The sequence below is a fragment of the Frondihabitans sp. PhB161 genome (genome assembly GCF_003814635.1).
Lineage (GTDB): Bacteria > Actinomycetota > Actinomycetes > Actinomycetales > Microbacteriaceae > Frondihabitans.
The window spans coordinates 825816-848612 of sequence record NZ_RKQW01000001.1; the positions used below are offsets into that span (position 1 = coordinate 825816).

Annotated in this window: 19 protein-coding genes; 8 read left to right on the forward strand and 11 right to left on the reverse strand. The window is 68.2% G+C overall.

Features of this window, described 5'->3' with window-relative positions; genetic code table 11:
• The first annotated feature begins 2 nt into the window (after positions 1–2).
• Positions 3–1127 (forward strand): YihY/virulence factor BrkB family protein, encoded by a 1125-nt coding sequence (locus EDF39_RS04065; RefSeq protein ID WP_233572960.1) that lies wholly within the window; start codon positions 3–5, stop codon positions 1125–1127.
• A 17-nt stretch (positions 1128–1144) separates the two neighbouring features.
• Here the strand turns inward: EDF39_RS04065 and EDF39_RS04070 are convergent, their stop codons facing one another.
• The 5 genes from EDF39_RS04070 to EDF39_RS04090 form a co-directional block, all read right to left on the reverse strand.
• Complete coding sequence (locus EDF39_RS04070) at positions 1145–1840, reverse strand: response regulator transcription factor (protein ID WP_123940709.1); 696 nt, start codon at positions 1838–1840, stop codon at positions 1145–1147.
• Positions 1837–3069, reverse strand: coding sequence for a sensor histidine kinase (locus EDF39_RS04075; RefSeq protein WP_123940711.1), 1233 nt, complete (start codon positions 3067–3069; stop codon positions 1837–1839). The genes EDF39_RS04070 and EDF39_RS04075 overlap by 4 nt, the downstream gene beginning before the upstream one ends.
• A gap of 96 nt (positions 3070–3165) precedes the next feature.
• Entirely contained in the window at positions 3166–3978 is an 813-nt protein-coding gene (locus EDF39_RS04080) for an ABC transporter permease (RefSeq protein WP_055961229.1), read from the reverse strand.
• Complete coding sequence (locus tag EDF39_RS04085; RefSeq protein WP_123940712.1) at positions 3975–4868, reverse strand: ABC transporter ATP-binding protein; 894 nt, start codon at positions 4866–4868, stop codon at positions 3975–3977. The genes EDF39_RS04080 and EDF39_RS04085 overlap by 4 nt, the downstream gene beginning before the upstream one ends.
• A gap of 112 nt (positions 4869–4980) precedes the next feature.
• Positions 4981–5778 (reverse strand): isocitrate lyase/phosphoenolpyruvate mutase family protein, encoded by a 798-nt coding sequence (locus EDF39_RS04090; protein WP_123940714.1) that lies wholly within the window; start codon positions 5776–5778, stop codon positions 4981–4983.
• Between the two features lie 288 nt (positions 5779–6066).
• Here EDF39_RS04090 and EDF39_RS04095 point away from each other — a divergent pair, with 288 nt between their 5' ends.
• Positions 6067–7254 carry a LacI family DNA-binding transcriptional regulator gene (locus EDF39_RS04095; protein ID WP_123940716.1) on the forward strand — a complete coding sequence of 396 codons (1188 nt, stop codon included), beginning with the start codon at positions 6067–6069 and terminating at the stop codon, positions 7252–7254.
• Between the two features lie 188 nt (positions 7255–7442).
• Here EDF39_RS04095 and EDF39_RS04100 read toward each other — a convergent pair whose 3' ends face one another.
• Complete coding sequence (locus EDF39_RS04100) at positions 7443–8735, reverse strand: GNAT family N-acetyltransferase (protein ID WP_123940718.1); 1293 nt, start codon at positions 8733–8735, stop codon at positions 7443–7445.
• 202 nt (positions 8736–8937) lie between these two features.
• Here EDF39_RS04100 and EDF39_RS04105 point away from each other — a divergent pair, with 202 nt between their 5' ends.
• From EDF39_RS04105 to EDF39_RS04130, 6 genes are all read left to right on the forward strand, one after another.
• On the forward strand, positions 8938–10605 hold the full coding sequence (locus tag EDF39_RS04105; RefSeq protein ID WP_123942272.1) for an ABC transporter substrate-binding protein: 1668 nt from the start codon (positions 8938–8940) through the stop codon (positions 10603–10605).
• Positions 10602–11582 (forward strand): ABC transporter permease, encoded by a 981-nt coding sequence (locus tag EDF39_RS04110; RefSeq protein WP_055961211.1) that lies wholly within the window; start codon positions 10602–10604, stop codon positions 11580–11582. The genes EDF39_RS04105 and EDF39_RS04110 overlap by 4 nt, the downstream gene beginning before the upstream one ends.
• 10 nt (positions 11583–11592) lie before the next feature.
• Positions 11593–12531, forward strand: coding sequence for an ABC transporter permease (locus EDF39_RS04115; protein WP_055961208.1), 939 nt, complete (start codon positions 11593–11595; stop codon positions 12529–12531).
• On the forward strand, positions 12528–14261 hold the full coding sequence (locus EDF39_RS04120; protein ID WP_123940720.1) for an ABC transporter ATP-binding protein: 1734 nt from the start codon (positions 12528–12530) through the stop codon (positions 14259–14261). The genes EDF39_RS04115 and EDF39_RS04120 overlap by 4 nt, the downstream gene beginning before the upstream one ends.
• A 50-nt stretch (positions 14262–14311) precedes the next feature.
• The gene (locus EDF39_RS04125) at positions 14312–15487 is read left to right on the forward strand and encodes a glycoside hydrolase family 1 protein (protein ID WP_123940722.1); all 1176 of its coding nucleotides are present in this window, start codon (positions 14312–14314) and stop codon (positions 15485–15487) included.
• An 88-nt stretch (positions 15488–15575) separates the two neighbouring features.
• On the forward strand, positions 15576–16436 hold the full coding sequence (locus EDF39_RS04130) for a thioredoxin domain-containing protein (RefSeq protein WP_123940724.1): 861 nt from the start codon (positions 15576–15578) through the stop codon (positions 16434–16436).
• Between the two features lie 246 nt (positions 16437–16682).
• Here the strand turns inward: EDF39_RS04130 and EDF39_RS04135 are convergent, their stop codons facing one another.
• The 5 genes from EDF39_RS04135 to EDF39_RS04155 form a co-directional block, all read right to left on the reverse strand.
• A complete protein-coding gene (locus EDF39_RS04135; RefSeq protein ID WP_123940726.1) occupies positions 16683–18065 on the reverse strand; it encodes an MFS transporter in 1383 nt (460 codons plus the stop codon).
• Between the two features lie 92 nt (positions 18066–18157).
• Positions 18158–19150: a hypothetical protein gene (locus EDF39_RS04140; RefSeq protein ID WP_055961194.1), complete on the reverse strand. Its 993-nt coding sequence runs from the start codon at positions 19148–19150 to the stop codon at positions 18158–18160.
• Positions 19147–20355 (reverse strand): sensor histidine kinase, encoded by a 1209-nt coding sequence (locus EDF39_RS04145; RefSeq protein ID WP_123940728.1) that lies wholly within the window; start codon positions 20353–20355, stop codon positions 19147–19149. Before EDF39_RS04145 ends, EDF39_RS04140 begins: the two co-directional genes overlap by 4 nt.
• Positions 20352–21056, reverse strand: coding sequence for a response regulator transcription factor (locus EDF39_RS04150; RefSeq protein WP_055961189.1), 705 nt, complete (start codon positions 21054–21056; stop codon positions 20352–20354). The genes EDF39_RS04145 and EDF39_RS04150 overlap by 4 nt, the downstream gene beginning before the upstream one ends.
• Before the next feature lie 297 nt (positions 21057–21353).
• Positions 21354–22619, reverse strand: coding sequence for a hypothetical protein (locus EDF39_RS04155; RefSeq protein WP_123940730.1), 1266 nt, complete (start codon positions 22617–22619; stop codon positions 21354–21356).
• Positions 22620–22797: the final 178 nt, after the last annotated feature.

Here is a 22797-nt window from a genome sequence, read left to right on the forward strand (position 1 = left end):
CCGTGGCCCAGAGCTCTTCGTCCCTTCAGGACACCCCTCCCGTCGAGGACGACGCCAAACCCGACACCCTTCCCGAGATCACGAAGCGGACGTGGGTCTACACATTCAAGAAGACGCTTCGCGAGTTCACCCGCGACCAGTGCACCGATCTGGCTGCGGCGCTGACGTACTTCGCGGTGCAGGCGCTCTTCCCCGCGCTGCTCGCGATCGTGTCGATCCTGGGTCTGTTTGGTCAGGGCAAAAGCACCACCGAGAAGGTCCTTGATCTCATCACGCAGCTCGGTGGGTCGAATGTCGTCGAGACCATTCGCGGGCCGGTTGAGGCGCTCGCGGATTCCGACGCAGCGGGCATCACCTTCGTCGTCGGTCTCATCGGCGCCATCTGGTCGGCGTCGGGCTATGTCGGGGCGTTCGGGCGCGCGCTCAACCGCATCTACAGCCGCGACGAGGGCCGACCGATCTGGAAGCTCCGCCCGACCAACCTGCTCGTGACCATCGTGGCGGTCGTGCTGATCGTCGTCGCCGGGCTGATCCTCGTGCTCTCGGGCGACATCGCCCGCACGGTAGGAGACTTCATCGGCCTGGGCGACGCCACCGTCACCGTCTGGCTCATCGTCAAGTGGCCGCTGCTCGCCGTCATCGTCGTGGTCGTCGTCGCCGTGCTCTACTACTTCGCCCCGAACGTCAAGCAGCCCAAGTTCCGGTGGATGAGCATGGGGGCGTTCCTCGCCATCTTCATCTGGGCGCTCGCCTCGGTCGGCTTCGCCTTCTATGTCGCGAATTTCTCGAGCTACAACAAGACGTATGGCGCCCTCGGTGGCGTGATCGTCTTCTTGCTCTGGCTGTGGATCACCAACATCGCCCTTCTGCTGGGTGCCGAATTCGACGCCGAGGTGGAGCGAGGGCGCGAGCTGCAGGCGGGCATCAAGGCGGAGGAAGAAATTCAGTTGCCTCCGCGCGACACCCGTCAGATCGAGAAGATGGAAGAGAAGCGCGCCAAAGACGTCGAGGAGGCGGTCGAGGTGCGCGAGGCGGCGGAGGAGTGGCGCGACCAGGAGGAAGCGGCCGGCGACGACGAGGAGCGCAAGCCGAAAAACCCCGTCGACAATCCTGCCGACTTCGTCTGATCTCACGGAGCCTCCCCTCACGCCTCGCCGGGTGACTCGAGCAACCCCAGCTCCATGGCGCGGGTCACCGCGCGGGTGCGGTCTCTCACGTCGAGCTTTTCGAAGATGTGCAGCAGATGCGTCTTGACGGTCGCCTCACTCACGAAGAGGGCATCGGCCGTCTTCCGGTTCGTGGAACCGTTGGCGACGAGTCGTAGCACCTGCCTCTCGCGGTCGGTCAACGTGACGCCCCGAGTGGCGGCCTCCCCGGCCCCGGCCCCGTCGCCTGAGCCGCCTGTGCTGGCCGGCCCCCTGCCCTGCGCTACCCGGCGCACCAGCGACGCGGCGATCGACGGGGCCAACGCGACTTCACCCCGGGCCACCGACCTCAGGCCGGCCAGGATCTCGGCCTCGGGTGCGGCCTTGAGCAGGTAACCGCTCGCGCCCTGCTCGATGGCCGGCAGAATGGCCTCGTCGGTGTCGTAGGTGGTCAGCAGGACGACGCGAATGCCCGAATCAACCGCGAGGATCCGCCCGGTCGCCTCACCGCCCTCCATGACGGGCATCCGGAGGTCCATCACCACGAGGTCGGGCCGTAACAGCAGGGCTTGGTCGACCGCTTCTGCGCCATTCGCAGCCTCGCCGACCACGTCGAAGTCGTCGGCCGCTCCGAGGAGCGCCACGATGCCGCTCCGCACGATCGGGTGGTCGTCGGCGACGAGTACCCGGATCATGCCGTGACTCCCGCGCGCAGTGGAGCCGGACGACCGGAGGCAGACGCCTCTGCGACGTCGGGAAGCGTGACGGACACGATGGTGCCGTCGCCGACGAGACTCTCTATCTCGACGTGCCCGCCGACCAGGGAGACCCGCTCGCGCATGCCGTTGAGCCCGAAACCGGCGAGGGGTTGAGTGGCGTCGAACCCCCTCCCGTCATCGCGGATCGTGAGGCTCACGTGCCCTGCCGTCTCTGTGAGGCGCATCTCGACAGCCGAGGCAGCGGAGTGTTTGCGCACATTCGCGAGTGCCTCCTGTGCGCATCGGAGGAGAACGACGTCGGAGTCGCGGGCCGATCGGTGCTCGGGGTGCGCGGTGTCGGGCTCTGCGACAACGCCGACGGCGACACCGGTTTCCCGTTCGAAGCGAGCACCGAGTCGCTCGAGGGCCGCGGTGATTCCGGCGCCGAGATCGACGGGCGCTGTGGCGGCGACGAGCGATCGCGTTTCGGCCAGTGCCTCGCGGGCTGTGTCTTCGAGAAGATGCAGGGTCTCGCTTAGCGGCCCAGATGGCCCCGAGGGCCGCGGGGCAGCGGCAGCGAGCTCTCTCTGCGCCCGCTGCCCGAGCATCACCAGACCGGTCAGGCTCTGGGCGATGGTGTCGTGAATGTCGCGGGCCCAGCGTTCTCGTTCGCTGGTGATGCCCGCCTGCCGCCCGAGTGCCTCGACCTGCGCTTCGGCCGCCCGGAGCTCGTCGAGGAGGCGGGCGCGCTCCTCGCTGAGCTCGGCGATGCGGCTGATCCAGAGACCGAGGGCGAGGCTTCCGGCGAAGCTCAGCGCTTCGGTCAGGATGGACTGGACGACCCCACCGCTCTCCCGGCGAAGCGACCACGACATGGCCGCCCCGATCACGAGTGCGAGCACGGCGTTGCCGATAACGGCGTCGCGGATGCGCGGGAGCAGGATCCACATCAGCGGCATCGCTATGCACTGGATGATCGCCATCGATGCATCCGCTGAGACGGCGACCCCGGAGCACAGCACCAGGACGACAGCGAACCCTCGGCCCAGGCGTTCGTCAGAGAAGCCGCGCCGCCCGAGCGTGACGTAGGCGACGATCAACAGTGCCACTGCGGCCAGGGCACAGATCTCGTCGCCGTGCCCCTGGAAGAGGTTCGACAGGGCGATTGTCGTGAGCACTGCCATGGTCACCGCGAAGAGCGTGTGCCACCATCTGTTGCCGTTCATGCGCACAGCCTTCCACGGCTCGGAAGGGGCCCGCAGAGGTTCTCCACAGGGCTGGTGTGCCGACCGCTTCGGAGACCGCTGGTCATGAGCACCGCGTCACGAGTCTTTGCGGATCCAGCGGAACGTGACCAGAGCGGCGACGGCCCCGACGACCAGCCAGATGCCCAAGACCACTGCGACTCCGGTGAGGTTCCAGACATCGCCCTGCTCCTGAGTCTCGAACGACGCCGGGAGGAAGACCGAGCGAGTGCCCTGGGCGATCCATTTCAGCGGAAACACCGACGCGAAATTCTGAAGCCAGACCGGCAGCATCGAGAACTGCAGGTAGACGCCGCTGATGAACTGGAGCACGAGCACGATCGGGATGATGACGGCGGTCGCGCTCTTGCCCGACCGCGGCACCCTCGACAGCGCGATGCCCAGCACGGCGGACGTGATCATGCCAAGAGCGTAGATCCAGACGAAGGTGGCCCATTTCGCCGGGTCGGTCGGAAGTTCGACCCCGAAGGCGAAGTGCGCGATGGCGATCAGCAGGACGATCTGCAAGATCGACGTCGCGAAGACCTGGCCGAGCTTGCCGATGAAGTAGGAGACGACTGGCAGGGGTGTTCCGGCCAGCCGCTTGAGCGTGCCGTCTCCGCGCTCGACCGCGATGTCGACGGCCAAGTTCTGCACGCCCGAGAGCAGGATGCCGGCCGCGATCATTCCGGGCAGGTAGAAGGCCGCGGGCGCGATTCCGCCGGAGCCGTCGGGCAGCGTGCCGATGTTGCCGGCTGAGCTGAAGGCGACGGAGAAGATGGTCAGCATGATGATCGGAAAGAGGAACGTGAAGAGGATCGTGTCGCCCTGCCGAAAGTAGACGCGGGTCTCGTAGCGGGCGCGTGCGACGCCCAGGGCCAGGGCGTTCATGCGTGCGCTCCGACCGTCTCGAGCGCGGCAGCCGCGGGGGAGTGCGCTGCCACGAGCTCGAGGTAGATGTCTTCGAGGCTGGGGCGCACGACTTCGAGGTCGCGCAGCTGGTCGCCGAGGGTGGCGTGGAGTCGAGAGACGAGAGCCCCCGGCGTCGTGGAGCGCTCTTCGTGGAGGCCGGAGGAGTCTCGCCAGCGGACCACCGGGATCCTTGCCGCCTGCCCTCCGATCTCGTCGATGCGGCCGATGTCGATGAGCCGCCCGCCGGCGATCACCCCGGCGCGGTCGCCGAGCTGGGCGGCCTCGTCGAGATAGTGGGTGGTCAGCAGAATTGTGGTGCCCTCGCGCTTGAGCGAGCGGATCAGCTCCCAGAACTCGTGGCGGGCCTCGGGGTCGAAGCCCGTCGTCGGCTCGTCGAGAAAGAGCAGCTCGGGGCGACCGATGACCCCCAGGGCGACGTCGACGCGGCGGCGCTGCCCGCCCGAGAGGGCCTTGATGCGGGTGCCCGCCTTCTCGGTGAGGCCGACCGCGCTGATCGTCTCGTCGACGCCGCGCGGGTTCGGGTAGAGGCGCGCGAAGTGCGCGACCTGCTCGCGGACGGTCACGTTGCCGCTCTCTCCGCTCGACTGCAGCACCATGCCGAGACGTGCGCGCCAGTCACGGCCCGCGTGCGCTGGGTCTTCACCCAAGACGGTCACCGAGCCGCCCGTACGCCCTCGATACCCCTCCAGGATCTCGATGGTGGTGCTCTTGCCGGCCCCGTTCGGGCCGAGCAGGGCGAATGTCTCGCCTCGGCGGATCTCGAAGCTGACGCCGTCGACGGCAGCGAAGGATCCGTACGTCTTGCGGAGGTCACGCACGATCACGTGGTCTTGGGTGGTGGGGGTCATGCCCCTAGCCTCTCGCCGCTCGCGCGCTGGCACCACAGTGGATCGGCTACACCTCCATCAACCGATCGGTTGATGCCCGTCGCCGCGTGGGGCCTGCCGAGTGGCCCGACGCCTAGAAGGCGAATCCGAGTTCGCTCGGGTAGTCGCCCCGAGCCGTCAGCGTCGTGGCTGCGTCGCGGAGGTGCGACAGCGTGAGGCCCATCACGGTCGGGCCGAAGCTGACGCGCGAGACGCCGAGCTCGGCGAGACGCGCGAGAGGCACCTGGGAGGGGTTCGCGATGACCGACACCTTGCCGTGGATGGCGGCGAGGGCGCGCTCGACGGTCTCCTCGGTCGAGAGCCCGAGCACGAAGGCCACGTCGGCCCCGGCGTCGAGGTACGCGTTGGCGCGGGTCATCGCGTCGTCCCAGAGCGACGGGTCGCCGGCGAGGGCGTCGACGCGCGCGTTGATGACGATCGGCACGCCGGCACGGTCACCGGCCGCTCGCGCCGCCGCGATCTTGGAGACCTGGGTGTCGATGTCGTAGAGCTCGGCCTTGCTGCGGCCGATGGAGTCTTCGAGGTTGAGGCCGGCGGCGCCGGCCTCGATCAGCCGCCAGACGTTGTCGCGAGTGCCGGCGGCATCGGAGGCATAGGCCTTCTCGAAGTCGACCGACACCGGCAGATCAACCGATCGGATGATCAACCGCGCGGCAGCGAGAGCCTCGTCGACGTCGAGCCCCTCGCCGTCTTCGACCCCGTGCGCCTCGCTGATGGAGTGGCTCGCCGTGGCGAGTGCCTTGACGCCGTCGGCACCCGCGACGATGCGGGCGGTGATGCTGTCCCACACGTTGGTCACGATGAGCGGGTCGCCGGGGATGTGGAGGGAGCGGAGGAGCTCGGCCTTCTCGGCCGTGGACTGGATCGACATGGCACCAGCCAACCAGTCCTGGCCCGGAGGCGCCAGCGCTAGCTCGATGCGCCTCCCGTCGCCCGGCCTCCCGTACCTGCCCCTCTGCAACGCCGCCCCTTCTGCAACGCCGCCCCGTCTGCAAATTGGAAGGAGATTTCGGCACCGCACCCCGTCGGATCCTTGATTCTGCGTGCGGCCCCGCCGTTTTCTCCTTCGAATTTGCACGCGACCCGCCGCAAACCCCCGCCGAGCCGACGAATTACACTGGGAGCACGGCCTTTGGCCCAGCGATCACGGGGGAGTGCAATGCAGAAGGTTCCCACCGTCTACGACGTCGCCGATCACGCCGGGGTGTCGATTGCCACGGTCTCGCGCGTCCTTCGTCGGCCCGACGCCGTCCGGCCCGAGACGCGAGCGCGAGTGCTGTCGTCCGTGCGTGACCTCGGCTACGTGCCGAGCGGTTCAGCACGAGGCCTGGCCGGACGCCGCACCGGAGTTCTGGGCCTCTTCCTCCCGGGCCACGACGGCCTCGACGAGACCGCGCCGCCCGCCCCCACCGCAGACGGAGCCGGGGCAGACACCGCCGCCGCAGACGCGGCTACCGCAGCTACAGCGGACGCGGCTACCGCAGCTACAGCCGACGCAGCTGCCAGCGCCCCTGCGGCAACGCCCCTCATCGACGATCGCGACGACCGCGCGGCCCCGGCCCCGTCCGGCCTCTACTTCGACGAGGTTCTGCGTGGAGCCGAGATCGAGGCGTGGCGCCACGGGTTCGCTCTCATGGTGGCCGCCGGCCGCGGTTCCAGTCGCGAGGTGATGGTGAACGACATCGCGGGCCGCGTCGATGGGCTGGCGGTGCTGTCGCAGACGGTTCCGGCCGATCTGGTGGCGCACGTGGCACGTCGGATCCCTGTCGTCTTAGTCGCCGACTCGCGCCCGGGCGACGACATCGATCACGTCGGTGTCGACAACCTCGGGGGCATGCGTGCTCTGGCCCGGCACGTCATCGCGTCGCACTCCGTCCGCTCCCTGGTCTATGTCTCCGGCCCCGCCGATTCACCCGACGAGGCCGATCGCCGAGCGGGTCTGGACGAGGGCCTCCGTGAGGGTGCCTTCGCGGGCGATCTTCGCGTCGTCCCCGGAACGTTCGGTCGCGACCGGGGCCGGGAGGTGGCGACGGAGCTCCTGGTCGGCGGTCGCCTTCCCGACGCTGTGATGTGCGCCAACGATCAGACGGCGCTGGGCGTCCTCGACGTGTTCGCGGCCGAGGGTGTCGACGTGCCGGGTCGCGTGCTGGTCACCGGCTTCGACGGGATCGAGGCGGGCCGGTTCTCCAGGCCCCGCCTCACGACGGTCCGTCAGCCCATGGCCGAGCTCGGGCGCGCCGCCGTGCGAGCCATCGTCGACCGGCTGGCCGCCCCCGAGCGGGATCCTCAGCGCGTCACGCTTCCCGTCGAGGTGCTTCTGCGCGAGAGCTGCCCGCCGGCCCCCTAGCTCGCCGGGCCCGTTGCAAATTCGAAGGAGATTTGCGCACCGCACCCCGCCGGATCCTTGATTTTGTGCTCGCCCGCGGCAGTTTTTCCTTCAAATTTGCAACCACCCCGGCAAACGGCCTGCAACCACCCCGGCAAATGGCCTGCAACCGCCCCGGCAACGCCCCGCAAACAGCCCGGCGCAAACCCCTAGAAGTCGGTCATCCCGTGCACCGGCCGGTCCGCCGCGAACAGTCGCGTCGCGAGCCCCAGTGCGCCTGAGGTGTGCTCGACCACGAGCCCCGCTTCGGCCAGCACCGTCACGGCCACGCCGCCGAGGTAGAGCGTCGCGAGCGTCGCGGCGTCGAGCTCCAGGTCGGCCGGTTCGCTCTCGCCGACGCGCACCGCATGCCCGGCGCCGTCGGATGCCTCGAGCCGGAACGTCCCGTCGGCGTGCCCGAGCTTGTCGTGCACCTTCAAAGTAAGGGTGCCGTCGATCGGGTAGGGCCTGGCCGAGAGGGCGGCAGGAGCATCGAGGATCCGCAGCCACACGTGATCGTGCTCGCTCTCGGTCTCGAGAGAGCGGCTCGATGCCAGCGCGTGCAGCAGCGGTCCTTCGACGGGCGCCTTGCGCCAGCGGACGAGGTCGACGAGGTCGACGGATCCGAGGAAGTCCCAGAGGGCGAGGAACGCGGCCGAGTCGGCGGCGACGAGGTCGGCGATCGTGAGCACCGACTTGCCGGCCTCCTCTTTCACCGAATAGACGACGTAGCCGTCGGGTTCTCCACCTGCGGCGGGCACGTGGATTGCGGCGCGGGCGTGTTCGTCGGGCTTGCCGGTGCCGTAGTCGAGCCCGTTGTAGAGGTTGGCGTACTGCCCCTGGCGGTCGACCGAGCCGGGCGTCGTCTCGTGGAAGCGCGCGAAGACGCGGGGCCCGACAGCCGCGATGGCACTGGCGGGGGCGAGCTCGACGCGTCCGGTCGGCTGCGACAGCAGGGCGAACGGCGTCTCGCGGTGGAGCACGACCGTGCGCTTGCGGGTCGCGGGCCCGAAGCCGAAGCGACGGTAGATGGTCGATTCGCTGGCGGTCAGTGCCGCGAGTGCGTGGCCGGCGGCCGCTGCCGCTGCCAGGCGCTCGGTCATCAGGTGACGGAGCATGCCGCGACGCCGGTGGGTGGGCCTGACCGTGACGTCCGAGATCAGGTAGGTGTCGACGAGGCGACCGCCGCCCACGTTGACGGTCTTCGTGTAGCCGGTGTACGTCGCGACGGGCCAGGTTTCGTCGAGGGTGCCGGGTAGCGGGTGCCTGTTGTAGACGCCGGTGAAGGCGCGGCCGTCGTCGATCGCGCCGATCGCCGACTCGCGGATGTTTTCCGCGCTCGAGTTCTCGTGGAACCCGATTCGAGTCGCACCGAGCCAGCCGACGGTGGCCGCGTCCGGGACGCCGTCGTCGAGGGCTGGGGTGAAGGTGCGGACGGTGTAGTCATCGTCGAAGGAGGCCATCGTTCCAGCGTAGTCACCCGAATTCGAAGGAAAAACGCCCAGCCCCGAACGAGAAATCAAGGATCCGCCGCCCCCACCTCCACAGATCTCCTTCAAATTCGGCAGGCGGCCCTTGCGTGCAGCGAATGTATGCGCTTACACTCGGGCACAGTTGAACCGACGGAGATGTCGAAGACGACCGCACAGAAAGCACGTGGCAAAGATGCACACGAATACCCCGAAACGCCGGCGCCGCCTCACGGCGGTCATCGCCGCACTCGCGACCTCAGCCCTCGTCCTCACCGGCTGCAGCATCGACATCAAGAGCGCACCCGACCCGAGCCTTGGCGCCGACACCCTCTTGATCGCGGCCGACACGGGCAGCCCGTCGATGCAGCGGGTCTTCAACCCGTACCTGCCCAACACCCGCATCGGCAGCTGGAACATGTTCGAGCCGCTCGCGATCCTCAACGACCTCACGGGCGAAGACGTGCCGTGGCTCGCGTCGAAGACGACCATCCCCGATCCGCAGACCGTCGTCTTCACGATCCGCGAGGGTGTCAAGTGGTCTGACGGCCAGGCCTTCACGCCCGCCGACGTCGCATTCACCTTCGACCTCCTGAAGAAGAACCCGAGCCTCGACCTCAAGGGCGCGTGGCAGTACATGAAGAGCGTCGAGGTGAAGGGCGACGACGTCGTGGTGCACCTCAAGGGCGACGATGTGCCGGCCTCGCAGGTCATCGAGCAGACGCAGATCGTGCCCGAGCACATCTGGTCGAAGGTGAAAGACCCAACGACCTTCACCAATCCCGATCCGGTCGGCACCGGCCCGTACACCCTCGGCAACTTCACGCCGCAGGAGTACGCGATGGACAAAAACAAGCTCTACTGGCAGGCCGACAAGGTCGAGGCCGAGCACCTCGTCTACCCGGCGAGCAACACGCAGCTCGACGTGGTGACGAAGGGCTACGACTGGGGCTTCTCGTTCATCACCGACGTCAAGGGCACGTGGGAGAAGGCGAACCCCTCGAACACCTACTGGTTCCCGCCGGGAGGCACGATCAGCCTGTTCCCGAACCTCACCGAGAAGCCGTTCAACGACGTGAACTTCCGCAAGGGTCTCAGCTACGCCCTCGACCGCAAGGCCGTCGGCGACGCAGCCGCCGAGGGCTACATGGAGCAGGCCGGCCAGACCGGCATGCTGCTTCCCAACCAGGACGCCCTGCTCAACCCCGCGATCCCCGACAAGGGCCTCATTGCCCAGAACGACAAGACCGCGGCGAGCTACTTCGCCAAAGCCGGCTACACGACCAAGAACGGCAAACTCGTAGGATCCGACGGAAAGCCGCTCACCATCACGATCACGACGGCCAACGGGTATACCGACTGGCTCCGCGCCGTGCAGTCGATCACAAAGCAGTGGGCCGCGGTCGGCATCACCGTCAAGGTCGCTCAGCCCCAACCGGCGGCGTATCAACTCGCCCTCCGCAACGGCGACTTCCAGCTCGCCATGGGCTCCGTCGGCGGCACCGGATCGGTGTACCAAGACTTCGCCAACAACCTGTCGAGCGAGTTCTACGCACCCATCGGAAAGCAGGCGTCGGGCAACTTCGGCCGTTACAAGACCTCGGAGGTCGACGCTCTTCTGACCCGGTTCAAGTCGACCACCGACGAGCAGGAGCAGAAGGAGCTGGGGTACCAGCTGCAGCAGATCTACTACGACGAGCTGCCCTCGATCGGGCTGTACTACGGCGGATCCTGGGGTCTCTTCTCCACCCAGAAGTTCACCGGCTGGCCCAGCGCGAAAGACCCGTACACCAGCCCGAAGACGTACGTGTCGACGGCGCTGTTGATCCTCACCCACCTGAAGAAGTCGGAGGCGACCAAGTGAAGTACGCACTCCGCAAGGTCGGCCTGCTGATCCTCACCCTGTGGGCGGCCATCACGCTGAACTTCTTTCTGCCGCGGCTCATGCCGGGCTCCCCGACCGATGCCGCGATCGCCAAGCTGTCGCAGAACGGCCCGGTCACGGCGGCGACGCGCAAGGCGATCGAGATCCAGCTCGGTGTGCCCGACGGCAACGTCCTCGAGCAGTACCTCCAGTACCTCAAGCAGGTCGTGACGCTGCAGTTCGGCATCAGCTACACCTTCTATCCGCAGCCGGTCGCCGAGCTCGTCAGCCAGGCGCTGCCGTACACCCTGATCCTGGTCGGGCTCGTGACCATCGTCGCATTCGTCTGCGGCACGCTCCTCGGAGTGCTGGCGGCGTGGAAGCGCGGCACCTGGCTCGACGCCCTGCCGACTCTCGGCGGCTCGTTCGCCAGCGCGTTCCCGTACTTCTGGACTGCCCTGCTGCTCCTCTTCTTCCTCGGCTACGTCTTCAAGATCTTCCCGACGTCGGGCGCCTACGGGGTGACGAACACCCCGGGTCTCAACGCGGCGTTCCTGGGCTCGGCCGCCGTCCACGCGGTGCTCCCCGCGGTCACGATCCTGATCACGTCGCTGGGCGGCTGGATCCTGGGCATGCGCAACACGATGATCTCGACCCTCGGCGACGACTACGTCACCTTCGCCGAGGCCAACGGCCTCAAGCCCCGCACGGTGGCGCTCCGCTACGCCGCTCGCAACGCGATCCTGCCGAACCTCACCAGCTTCGGGCTCGCCCTCGGTGGCGTCGTCGGCGGCTCCGTGCTGGTCGAGACCGTCTTCGGCTATCCCGGCATCGGCTACCTGCTGCTCAAGGCCGTGACCAACCAGGACTACCCGCTCATGCAGGCCCTGTTCCTGATGATCACGGTGAGTGTGCTGCTCGCCAACTTCCTCGTCGACATCCTGTACGGCGTCCTCGACCCGCGAACCAGAAAGTAGAGGTGCGACGATGACGACGACACCGCTGAACCCGAGCGCCGAGACCGTTCCGGTCGACGACACGCTGCTCGCAGCCCCCGGCCCCTGGCAGGTGATCACCCGTGTGGCCTCGACCATCTGGTCGAATACCAAGGCCCGCATCGGAGTGATCATCCTGCTGCTCTTCGTGGTGGTGGCGATCTTCGCCCCGCTGCTCGCTCCCTACGACCCGAGCGCGACCACCTTCGCACGCAGCCAGGACGCGAGTGCCGCCCACTGGCTCGGAACGACCGCGGCCGGCGAAGACGTGCTCAGCCAGCTCATCCAGGGCGCCCGAATCAGCGTCTTCGTGGGATTCGTGGCAGGTCTTCTCTCGACCGCTATCGCCGTGCTCATCGGCCTCAGCTGGGGCTACGTGAAGGGCTGGGGAGCCGACGTCATCAACTTCGTCGTCAACCTGTTCCTGGTCGTGCCCGGGCTGCCCCTCATGATCGTGATCGCCGCCTACCTGCAGAACGGCGGCATCGGCATGATCATCCTGGTGGTCGTGATCACCGGATGGGCCTGGGGTGCGCGCGTGCTTCGAAGTCAGACGCAGTCGCTCCGCGGTCGCGACTTCGTGACGGCGGCCGTGTTCAGCGGCGAGCGTCCGGCTCGCATCGTCTTCCGCGAGATCCTTCCCAACATGACCTCGCTCATCGTCGGCAACTTCTTCGGCGCCGCGACGAGCGCGATCCTCGCCGAGGCCGGCCTCGAATTCTTGGGGCTCGGCGACCCGTCGACGGTCAGCTGGGGAACGATGCTCTTCTGGGCGCAGAACTCCAACGCCCTCCTCACCGGCCAGTGGGCGCTCTTGTTCGCCCCGGGTCTCTGCATCGCTCTGCTTGCGACGAGTCTCACCCTCATCAACTTCGGCGTCGACGGCCTCAGCAACCCGCGACTCCGCGAATCGCGAAAGGCCGCGAAATGAGCACCGAAGCCCACGCCGCCCCCTCAGACGCGCTCCTGTCGGTCCGCGACCTCAGCGTCGTCTACGAGCCCGCCGGTGCCGACCCGACGTTCGCCGTCGAGAACGTGTCGTTCGATCTCCGTCGCGGCGAATTCGTCGGGCTTGTCGGTGAATCAGGATCCGGCAAATCGACCCTGGGGTTCGCGCTGACCCGCCTGTCCAAGCCCCCGGCTCGGATCAGCCACGGCCGGATCCACTTCGACGGGCGCGACATCGCGTCGATCGACTCTGAGGCTCTGCGTGAGCAGCGGCAGGGCGGTTTCGCGATGGTGCTGCAGTCGGGCATGAACGCGCTCAACCCGGTGCGATCGATCCGCAACCACTTTTTCGACGTCTTCAAGGCGCACGGGCACGTGCCGCACGACCGTCGCGAGCAGCGCGCCCACGACCTGATCGGCAAGGTCGAGCTGCCCGCTGCGACGCTCGACCGCTTTCCGGGCGAGCTCTCGGGAGGCATGCGCCAGCGCGTCTCCATCGCCCTGGCTCTCTCGCTCGAGCCGCAGCTGATGGTCTTCGACGAGCCGACGACCGCGCTCGACGTGCTCGTGCAGCACGCGGTGATGAACACGATCCGCGACCTGCAGAAGTCCGAGGGATTCACCGCCGTGCTGATCAGCCACGATCTCGGCATAGTGCTGGAGGCCACCGAGCGAGTACTGGTGATGCACGAGGGTGTCATTGTCGAAGACGGTCCGTCGTCGCAGATCCTCAGCAACCCCTCGGCCGACTACACGCGGATGCTGCTCAGCCACTACGCCGACCCGCGCGCCGAGATCGTCTCCCTCCCGGGCTTCGAAGACCGCTCGATTCGCCGAGACCAGGGTGTCAGCCGCAGCGCTCTCGCGTCGCCCGAGCATGCGCCGACCGTCGTGACGAGGTCGATCAGCACCGCGCAGGAGTCGATCGTCGTGAAGGGCGTCTCCAAGACCTACCCTCCGCCCCGCCGCGGCGAGCAGCCGGTCCGGGCAGTGCGCGACGTCTCGTTCACACTGGAGCCCGGCCAGTCGCTCGCTCTCGTCGGTCAGTCCGGATCGGGCAAGTCGACGATCGCGAAGATGATCACCGGCGTCGAGAAACCCTCCGAGGGGAGCATCTCGTTCGGCGGTTTCGACGTGGCGAAGCTCCGCCGCGGCCAGCTCCGCGACCTTCACAGCAACGTGCAGATGGTCTTCCAAGACCCGTACGCCGCACTCAACCCGCTGCACACTATCGAGTACACGCTGATGCGCCCCGTGGTGAACTTCACCGGGCTGAAGGGCGACGACGCGCGGCACCGCGTCCGCGAGCTGCTCGACACCGTCGGGCTCACACCGGTCGAGCAGTTCGCCGCGAAGCTGCCGCACGAGCTCTCGGGCGGTCAGCGCCAACGTGTCGTCATCGCTCGCGCCCTCGCCTCCGACCCCCAGGTGATCATCGCCGACGAGCCGGTCTCGATGCTCGACGTGTCGCTCCGCGCCGGCGTGCTCGCGCTGCTCGAAGATCTCCGCGAGAAGTGGGGCGTCAGCCTGCTCTACATCACGCACGACCTGCTCAGCGCGAGGCTCATCACCGACAACATCATGGTGCTGCACGACGGCGCCGTGGTCGAGCGCGGCGAGACCGCCGAGGTGCTGCAGCGACCGACCGACGCGTACACGGTCGCGCTGCTCGACGCCGTGCCGAACCCGGCGCGAGCGCACGGGGCCACGTGACTCTGTCGGATCCTCGTCTTCTTCCCGTTTCGTCCCCGAAAGGAGCACCCGTGCTCACCTTCCCCGATGGCTTCCTGTGGGGTGCCGCCACCGCGGCGCACCAGATCGAAGGCAACAACGTCAACAGCAACTGGTGGGTGCACGAGCACACACCGGGCACCTCGATCGTCGAGCCCTCGGGCGACGCGGCCGACAGTTACCACCGGTTCCGCGACGACATCCGCACCCTCGCGGAGCTCGGGTTGAATAGCTACCGGTTCAGCATCGAGTGGGCCCGCATCGAGCCCGAGCGCGGGTTCGTCTCGCGAGCCGAGCTCGATCACTACCGTCGCATGGTCGACACCTGCCACGAGTTCGGCATCGAGCCGATCGTCACGCTCATGCACTTCACCGTGCCGCGCTGGTTCGAGCGCGACGGCTTCTGGCGCGCGAGCGACGCGGCCGACCTCTTCGCCCGCTACACCGAGGCCGCCCTGCCGGTCGTGTCGGAGGGCGTGCGCTACGTCTGCACCATCAACGAGCCCAACATCGCGGCCATGCTCGCCGGGGGAGAGGATGCGTCGAACCTCGTCGCTCACGGCCTGCCCGATCCCGACCTGCAGGTGGCCGACGCCCTCCTGGCCTCGCACAAGCGCTCGCGGGAGGTGCTGTCGCAGGTGTCCGGCCTGAAGACCGGCTGGACCGTCGCGACGCAGGCGTTCAAGGCCGTCGACGAACCCGGCGCGGCCGAGAAGCTCCGCGAGTACGCCTACCCCCGCGACGACTGGTACCTCGAGAACGCCCGCGAAGACGACTTCGTCGGGGTGCAGGCCTATACGCAGACGTTCATCGGGCCGGAGGGCCCTCGCCCTGTCGCCGAGGGGCTCGAGACGACGCTGACCGGGTGGGAGTTCTATCCGCCCGCCGCCGCCGAGGGCATCCGCGCCGCCTGGGAGCTCAGCGAGCACGTGCCCGTCATGGTCACCGAGAACGGCATCGCCACGGCCGACGACGACCGTCGAATCGCCTACACGCAGGGAGCGCTCGAGGGCATCCACCAGACGATCGAGGAGGGGGTCGACGTGCTCGGATATCAGCACTGGAGCGCGCTCGACAACTACGAGTGGGCCTCGGGATTCCGGCCGACGTTCGGGCTCATCGCCTGGAACAAAGAGACGTTCGAGCGCACCCCGAAACCGAGCGCGCACTGGTACGGCGAGGTGGCGAAGGCGAACGCGCTCGGCTGAGACGGAGCGGTGCGGACCCCCCCAGTGTTTCGGCATGTAATATTTGTATCCTCTTCTCCGACCGTGCCCCGATCGCGAGGAGAACGCAGTGCCGAATCCCGCCCACCCCACCAAGGTCGAACGCCGCGAAGCCGCGCGCGAGCGTGCCCGGGCCGCCACGGCGGCGCAAAAGAAGCGCGAGGCTCGTAACAAGCTGCTCGTCCGATCGGGCATTCTCGTCGGCATCGTGGCGTTCGTCGCGGTGGTCGCGCTCGTCATCGTGACAGGCATCAAGCCGGCGGGCCCCGGGTCGCGCAACATGGCGAGCGACGGCATCGTCATCGGCAAGGGATTCGTGGCTGAGCGCACGGCAGCCCTCGCGGCCGGCCAGGAGCCCACCCCGACGAAGACGCCATTGACCGACAAGGTCGCTCACATCCGCCTCTACGGCGATTTCCTCTGCCCCAACTGCGGAGCGTTCGAGCGGCAGAACGGCTCGTACATCAAAGGTCTCGTGAAGTCGGGCGGGGCGACCATCGAGTACCACCCGGTCGCGATCCTCGACCGGGCATCGATGGGCACCGACTACTCGACTCGAGCGGCGAACGCTGCCGCCGCGGTCGCCAACTACTCGCCCGACTCGTACTTCGCGTTCAACGAGGCTCTCTTCGCGGCCCAGCCGGCCGAAAACTCCGAGGGTCTCTCCGACGCTCGACTCAAGTCCGTTGCCGGCGACGTCACGGGGATCGACAACCTCAAGAGCATCGAGAAGGCGATCGACAACCGCGAGTTCGCGGGCTGGGTGGCCGATGCCACCTCCCGAGCCGGCGACAATGCGATGCAGGGCAGCGACCTGAAGAAGTTCGTCGGCACCCCCACCGTGATCGTCAACGGCAAAGCCTGGGACGGCACGAAGCTCACCTTCACGGAGTTCGTCACCGCCGCAATCTCCGACACCACGAAGAACTAGCCGCCACCGCGGCACGCCCGCCCGCTTCGATCCGCGTCACATTTGACGCCGCGCAAAACGTCTCGACGGGGGTGCCACCTCCCGCGAGCACGGCGGCGACACTTGGCGCCGACCGACGTATTCCTCGGCTCGCCGAATGCCGCCAAATGCCGTCCGATAGGCAGCCCGCCGAGCATTTGGCGGCACTCGGCACGCGGCGGCCAGCGCAGCCGGCCCGGCCGGCCCGGCCAGCACCGACCCAGCGGCTCAGTCGATCGCGCGCTGCGTCGCGTGCACCCGAGTCATGAGCACCAGCCCGACAGTGAGCACGATGGCGATGCCGATCGCCCCAAACCGGGTGTCGCCGGTCAGCGTGACGAACAGTGTGAACAGGGCCGGCGCCAGAAAGCTGACGGCGCGGCCGGTCGTCGCGTAGAGCCCGAAGATCTCGCCTTCGCGTCCGGGCGGGGTCACCCGGGCCAAGAACGAGCGGCTCGACGACTGGGCCGGGCCCACGAACAGCGAGAGGAAGAGGCCGCAGGCCCAGAACCCCGCCTTGCCGTCACCGACGAAGAGGATCGCGACGGCGGCCACCACGAGACCTCCGACGCAGACGACGATGATCGTCTTTGCGCCGAGGCGGTCGTCGAGACGCCCGGCCAAGAAGGCCCCGGTGCCGGCGACCACGTTGGCGGCGACGGCGAAGTAGAGCACCTCGGTCGGCGTGAAGCCGAAGACCACCGCCGCGATGATCGCGCCGAACGTGAAGACGGCCGCGATGCCGTCGCGGTAGACGGCGGAGGCCGCCAGGAAGAGCAGCACCTGCGGGTTCTTGCGGTAGAGCTCGGCGATCGTCCGGCCGATGCGTCGGTACGAGCCGAGCACGCTCAGGCGCTCCCGGGCCGGGCCGGTCGGCGGCATCTCCGGAACGGCGAGAAACAGCGGCACGGCGAACAGGGCGAACCAGGCCGCCGAGGCGAGGATCGCGAATCGCACCGTCCACACGCCGCCGGCGATCGACGAGTCGAGGCCGAGCAGTCCCGCGTGCCCCTCGACACCGAAGCTCTGGATGAACAGCACGAGCAGGATCACGAGCAGCACGATGCCGCCGAGGTAGCCGGCGCCCCATCCCCAGCTCGAGACGCGCCCGACGTTCTTCGGGGTCGACACCTGCACGAGCATCGCGTTGTAGTTGACGTTGGCGAACTCGATCACGACGCTGCCGAGAGCCAGCAGGCACGCCCCGAGCAGCAGGTACGAGGGGATCGGCGCCACGAACACCATCGCGATCATGACCACGATCACGATGCCGGTGTTCACGCCCAGCCAGAGCTTTCGCTTGCCGGTTCCGTCGGAGCGCTGTCCGAGGAGAGGGGCGAGCAGCGCGATGAGCAGCCCCGCGACGGTCAGTGCCGTCGACACGACCGAGGCGTTGTGCGCTTTCGCGGCGACCAGGGCCGCGTTCGAGGCGTTGGAGCCTGCCGCCGCCACGATGTCGGGGGAGACGAACGAGTTGGAGGCGAGGTAGGTCGAGAAGACGAACGTGATGACGATCGTGTTGAAGCCCGCCGAGCCGGCGTCCCACAGCGCCCACGAGACGATGCGCCGGCGCGGAACCGGGGTGGTGTCAGCCAGCGTCGCCTGAGTCATGTCGCGACGATATCCCGTCGGGGAGCCAGGGCGCTACCGCGGCCGGATGAACGGTGTCGGCGATACCCCATCGGCGCGGAACACCCTCGGCGTCATTCCTCGGGGATGGCGACGCGCGTCGTGGATTCCCCGTCGGAGGCGAGCACGGTGGCGACGGAGTCTCGGCCCTCGGGCAGGAGGCGTGCGACCACCCGGCCCCCGGTTGCCGCGTCGAGGTGCTCGACCACCACCGACTCGACGCGCTCGCGAACGCTCTCCGAGACCTCGGCCCCGTGACGGTCGTCGAGCAGCGACACATCGATGCCGCGGGCGCGAGCCCGGGTCGCCGCGTCCGTCACGCGAGTCGTCGCCAGGTTGCTGGCCCGGAGCTGATCCCGCAGCCCCGCTTCGACGAGGGCGAATGCCTGCCGATCGTCCTCGGTGATCCGCTCCGCCGAGAGGAGCCGTTCGAGCGCCGGCGTGGCCAGGTGACGCAGCTGCTCGAGCCGGGTGTTCTGCTCTTCGAGGGCTGCGGTGGCCGCCGCTTCGGAGCGCACACGGCTGAGCTCGATCCGCTGCAGTCGCCGGATCGCCCTCCTGGTGCGGCTGAGCAGGAGCGAGAACAGCCAGACGACGAGCACGAGGGCGGCGGAGCGGATTACGAAGCCGATGCCGGCGGCTGCCCCTCGGCCGACCTCGACGCTCCAGACGATCGTCAGGCCGGTCATGATGCCGAAGCCGATCCAGGTCCATCCCGGCCGGCCCCTCAGGGTGAGCAGGAACAGCACGAACGACACCGCGCCCCAGTGCCAGGTCGCCCAGCCCGGCCAGCCTCGGTCCGGCAGGTTCCAGGCGTTGAGCGAGCCGAGCGTCGTCAGGCCGACCACGACGAGCGTGAGTCGCAGCGGGAAGGGCTCTTCGGCCGGCAGCGTGACGAGGTAGCCCGCGAGCAGAATGCACGCGAGGGCCACCAGCGTCAGGGCCGGCACGGTGTCCTGCGGGAGGCCGTAGAGGGCCACGGCGATGTGGGTCAGCGCGAACAGGCCGAACAGGAGTGTCGTCGCGGCCCCGGTGAGGCGGAGGAACGACGGGGCGCTGGACGTCACGAGGTCATCTCCGACCGCCAGCCGATCGTCACGCGGGTGCCGCTGCCGCGCCCGCTGTCGACATCGGCATAGCCGCCGGGCAGAGTGGACATGCGGTTCAGGATGCTGACACGCACCCCGAGGCGCTCCGGCGGGATCCTTCGGCTGTTGAATCCGACGCCGTCGTCCGTCACGCCGATCTCGATGCCCGAGGTCGCCGTTCGCACGCTGACGCGTCGAGTGACCTCCACTCGGCCCTGCCCGGCATGCCGGAGGGAGTTGCGAAGGGCCTCCGCTGTCGCCTCGAGAAGCGCCTGAGCGATATCGGAGGGAATCCGTGCCTCGTCGACCGACATCTCGAACTCGATTCCACTCGACTGCGACGAGACCGACGATCGAAGTCGCCCCACGAACTCGTCGCCGCTCAGCAGCTCGCTTGGCGGGAGGGCGTCTTCGCTCAGGGTCGCGAGCGTGGTCGCGGCGAGGGTGCGGAGCGCCGGGGTCGGCACGTCGTCGGCGCGGGAGGCGATGAGCAGGGCCGACAGCACATGATCGTGCACGAGAGCATCGATGCGGATCCGCTGCTGCACCCGGGCGGTCGTCTCCGCCTCCCGGGAGGTCTTGAGCTGCGCGGCGGCGGCGGCCTCGTCCAATCGGCGCGCGCTCGATCGGCTGACCAGGGTGATCGCGACGAAGACCGTGTCGAAGAACGTGTTGTAGAGCAGATCGAGCCCCGCGACTGCGAGTCCCTCGTCGGGCGCCGTCAGGGAGCGGATCACGCCGGAGGTGATGCCGGTCACGACGACGTACGGCCAGATCGTCCGCTGGCGCGCCCCGATGGCGAGGGCGATTGCGGGGATCGCCATGAGGTCATTGGTCCAGGGCGAACCGTCGTCGGGCAGGGGTGGCCGGGCGAAGAGGGGGAAGGTGACCATCACGACCAGGAACACGAGCGCGTACGCGCCCGCGATCCGATTCAGGATCCGAAGCGGCAACCAGAGAGACGTCGTCGCGAGCACGACCGGGCCGCCGGCCGCGAGCAGGTACGCGACGAGGGCCCACCCGTGCTCCATGGCTTCGATCTGAGCCGCCGCTTTGCCGAAGCCGACGCCGAGATAGACCAGCCCCCCGATGCCGATCGAGAGGTAGATGATGCGGAGGACGCGGCGTTCTGCTTCGCCCGCGTCGTCGAGGGCCGATCCGCCGCGAGGAGCCGGGGTCGTCACTGTCGGCGCGCGGGCAGGTCGCCGCCGATGAGGCCGTCCTCGGCGGCGCGCCGGTGCAGATCGACTTTGGTGTGGGCGGGGCGCCCGGCGTTGGCATACTTCGCCCGGATCCTCGAGACGTAGTTGGCGACCGTCGACTTCGAGAGGCCGGTCAGGTAGGCCACCGACTGCGCTTTCTCGCCGGAGGCGTAGAGCGCGAGGATCTCCTGCTCGCGGGCGCTGAGCCCGGCATCGGCGAGCCCCGCGTCGCCGTCGATCGCGGCGGCCCAGTCGAGGCCGGCGACCGTCTCGCCGCTCGCGGCCGCGCGGATCGCCTCGACCAGTTCGTCGACGGGCTGCGACTTGCGGACGATCCCGAGCACTCCCGCCTTCGCGGCGTCGCGGATGGCCTGCGGGTCTTCCGCCGCGGTGAGGATCAGCACGTCGATCCCCGCCGAGGCGAGCTGCCGGATGTTGTCCGTGGCGCTCGAGCCGTCGCCGAGCCGGAGGTCGAGTACGACCAGGTCGACCGGGGCGGCCACGAAATCGAGTTCGCGGACGGTCGCGGCCACGGTCACCACGTCGATGTCGGCGTACTGTCGCAGAAGTTCGGCGAAGCCGACAGCGACGATCTCGTGGTCTTCGACCAGGGCGACGCGCAGCACGGGAAGGCGCAGGCTGTCGTTGATTTCGGTGCGGTCGGCGGGCATCGGGTTGCTCATCGGTCCTCCTGCACGAAGTCTAGGGTTCGTCGATTTCGGAGAAAACCCCCAGCTCGGTGGGCATACCCCCCGTTCGGGTGCCAGCACATGTGATTCTGTCGAACTGAATGGGTTGGTGCGATTCTGATGTCGTCGGAAGAGACGCCGACCTCGATGCCCGAATCATCGAGACGCTCAGAGGGGCTGCCGCGCCAACTGGGGGGAAACCGATCGACCGGCCGGGGGGCCACGGTCCGGATCCCTTCGTCGCGGCAGCCCTCACGCGTCTCTCGGCAGACCGCCGGTGGGCCGCGTCGGCTAGGTCAGACTCGTCGCCAGCTCGTCCAGGACCGACCCGAGGGGTCGCCCTAACGACTCGACGAAGGATCCGTCGTAGGTCGCCTCGGAATCGTCTGCCCTCGCCCGCTCGCAGGCTTCGACCACTGCCGCGCCGAGGTCGCTCGGGTCGCTCGGCGCCGCGATCAGCCTTGGGCTCAGGTGGCCCCGCGTGCCTCCGAGTTCGTTCGTGACGGCCCTCCCGCCCGAGGCGACTGCGTCGAGTGGGGGGTGGGACGGGTGCGGCGTGAGTTGCAGGCTCAGGAGCACGTCGGTCTCGGCGAGGAAGTCGAACCAGCCCTGCCAGGAGAGCTGACCTCGACTGCGGAGCGGAGTGCCGCCGCCGAGGTCGATGGTGGCGTGGGGCTGGCCGACCGACGTGTAGTCGATCGCACCGGTCTTCTGCTGTCGGTTGGCGACCCGGAGGGCCGCGACCCCCAGGGAGAAGGCGTTGCGGGGCTTGCCGGGCCGCCCGTAGAAGGCCACTCGCGCTGTGCCGGTGCGAGAGCGTCTCTCGGCTGCTTCACGGAGACGGGCCACGTCGAGCTCGGGGCGGAAGACCGCAGCGTCGTCGGCGAGGGATCCGATCTGCGTCTGGAGGAAGGCGTGGAGCGGGCGCGAGTTGACCACGAGCCGGAATCCCGCTTCGTAGGTCGCCGCCGCGAGACTCGCCTCGGTCGAGTTGGGGAGGAAGTCGGGTTCGTAGTCCTGCACGAGGTACGCGACTCGGGCGGGGTCGATCGTGCCGACCCGGCACGCGACGTCGACGGCGTGCGCCGTGCTCCAGTAGGTCGGCACCCAGATGTCGCGGGTGGAGAAGTCGGTGCCGGAGAGGGTCCAGCCGCCGCGGAACGAGACTCGCTCTCGGGCGAGATCCGTCTCGGTATGTACGAGGTTCGTCACGGCCGCGCGCGTGTGGCGCGAGGGATCGGGTGCGAAGGTGATGATCCGGAGGTCGAGCCCGAGGCGGTGGGCGAGGCCGGCACCGGCAACGACGGCCGTTCTCACTCCGGCGAAGACCGAGGCCGACGTGAGCGGCGGCAGAAGGAGGTGAACGGTCGTGGCGGCGCGCTCGACTCCGCGACAGCCGACCAATGCGGTGCTGGTTGGGAGAAGGCCGCGGAAGTCGCTCCAGGCCCCCGGCTGGAGAAGGTCGAGGTGGCGCTCGTGCTGGAGTCGGAGGAGTCGGTTGGAGACCCTATTGGCGAGGTCTCCTACGTGTCGGTGGGCCTGGTGCAGGGGAGTCATGTCGTCCTCGGGATCGGGCGCAGAGCATCGAGCATGCTCGCATAGAAATGTAATATTTGCTCTCCTTGATGTCAAGCAGGGGGCTTTCCTTAGAGTTGAGTCTGTGTTGCTCAAGTTTTGACACTTCGACTTGACGCGGAGAAGTCGATGCGTAAACTTGAGCCAGTCGGACTCAACC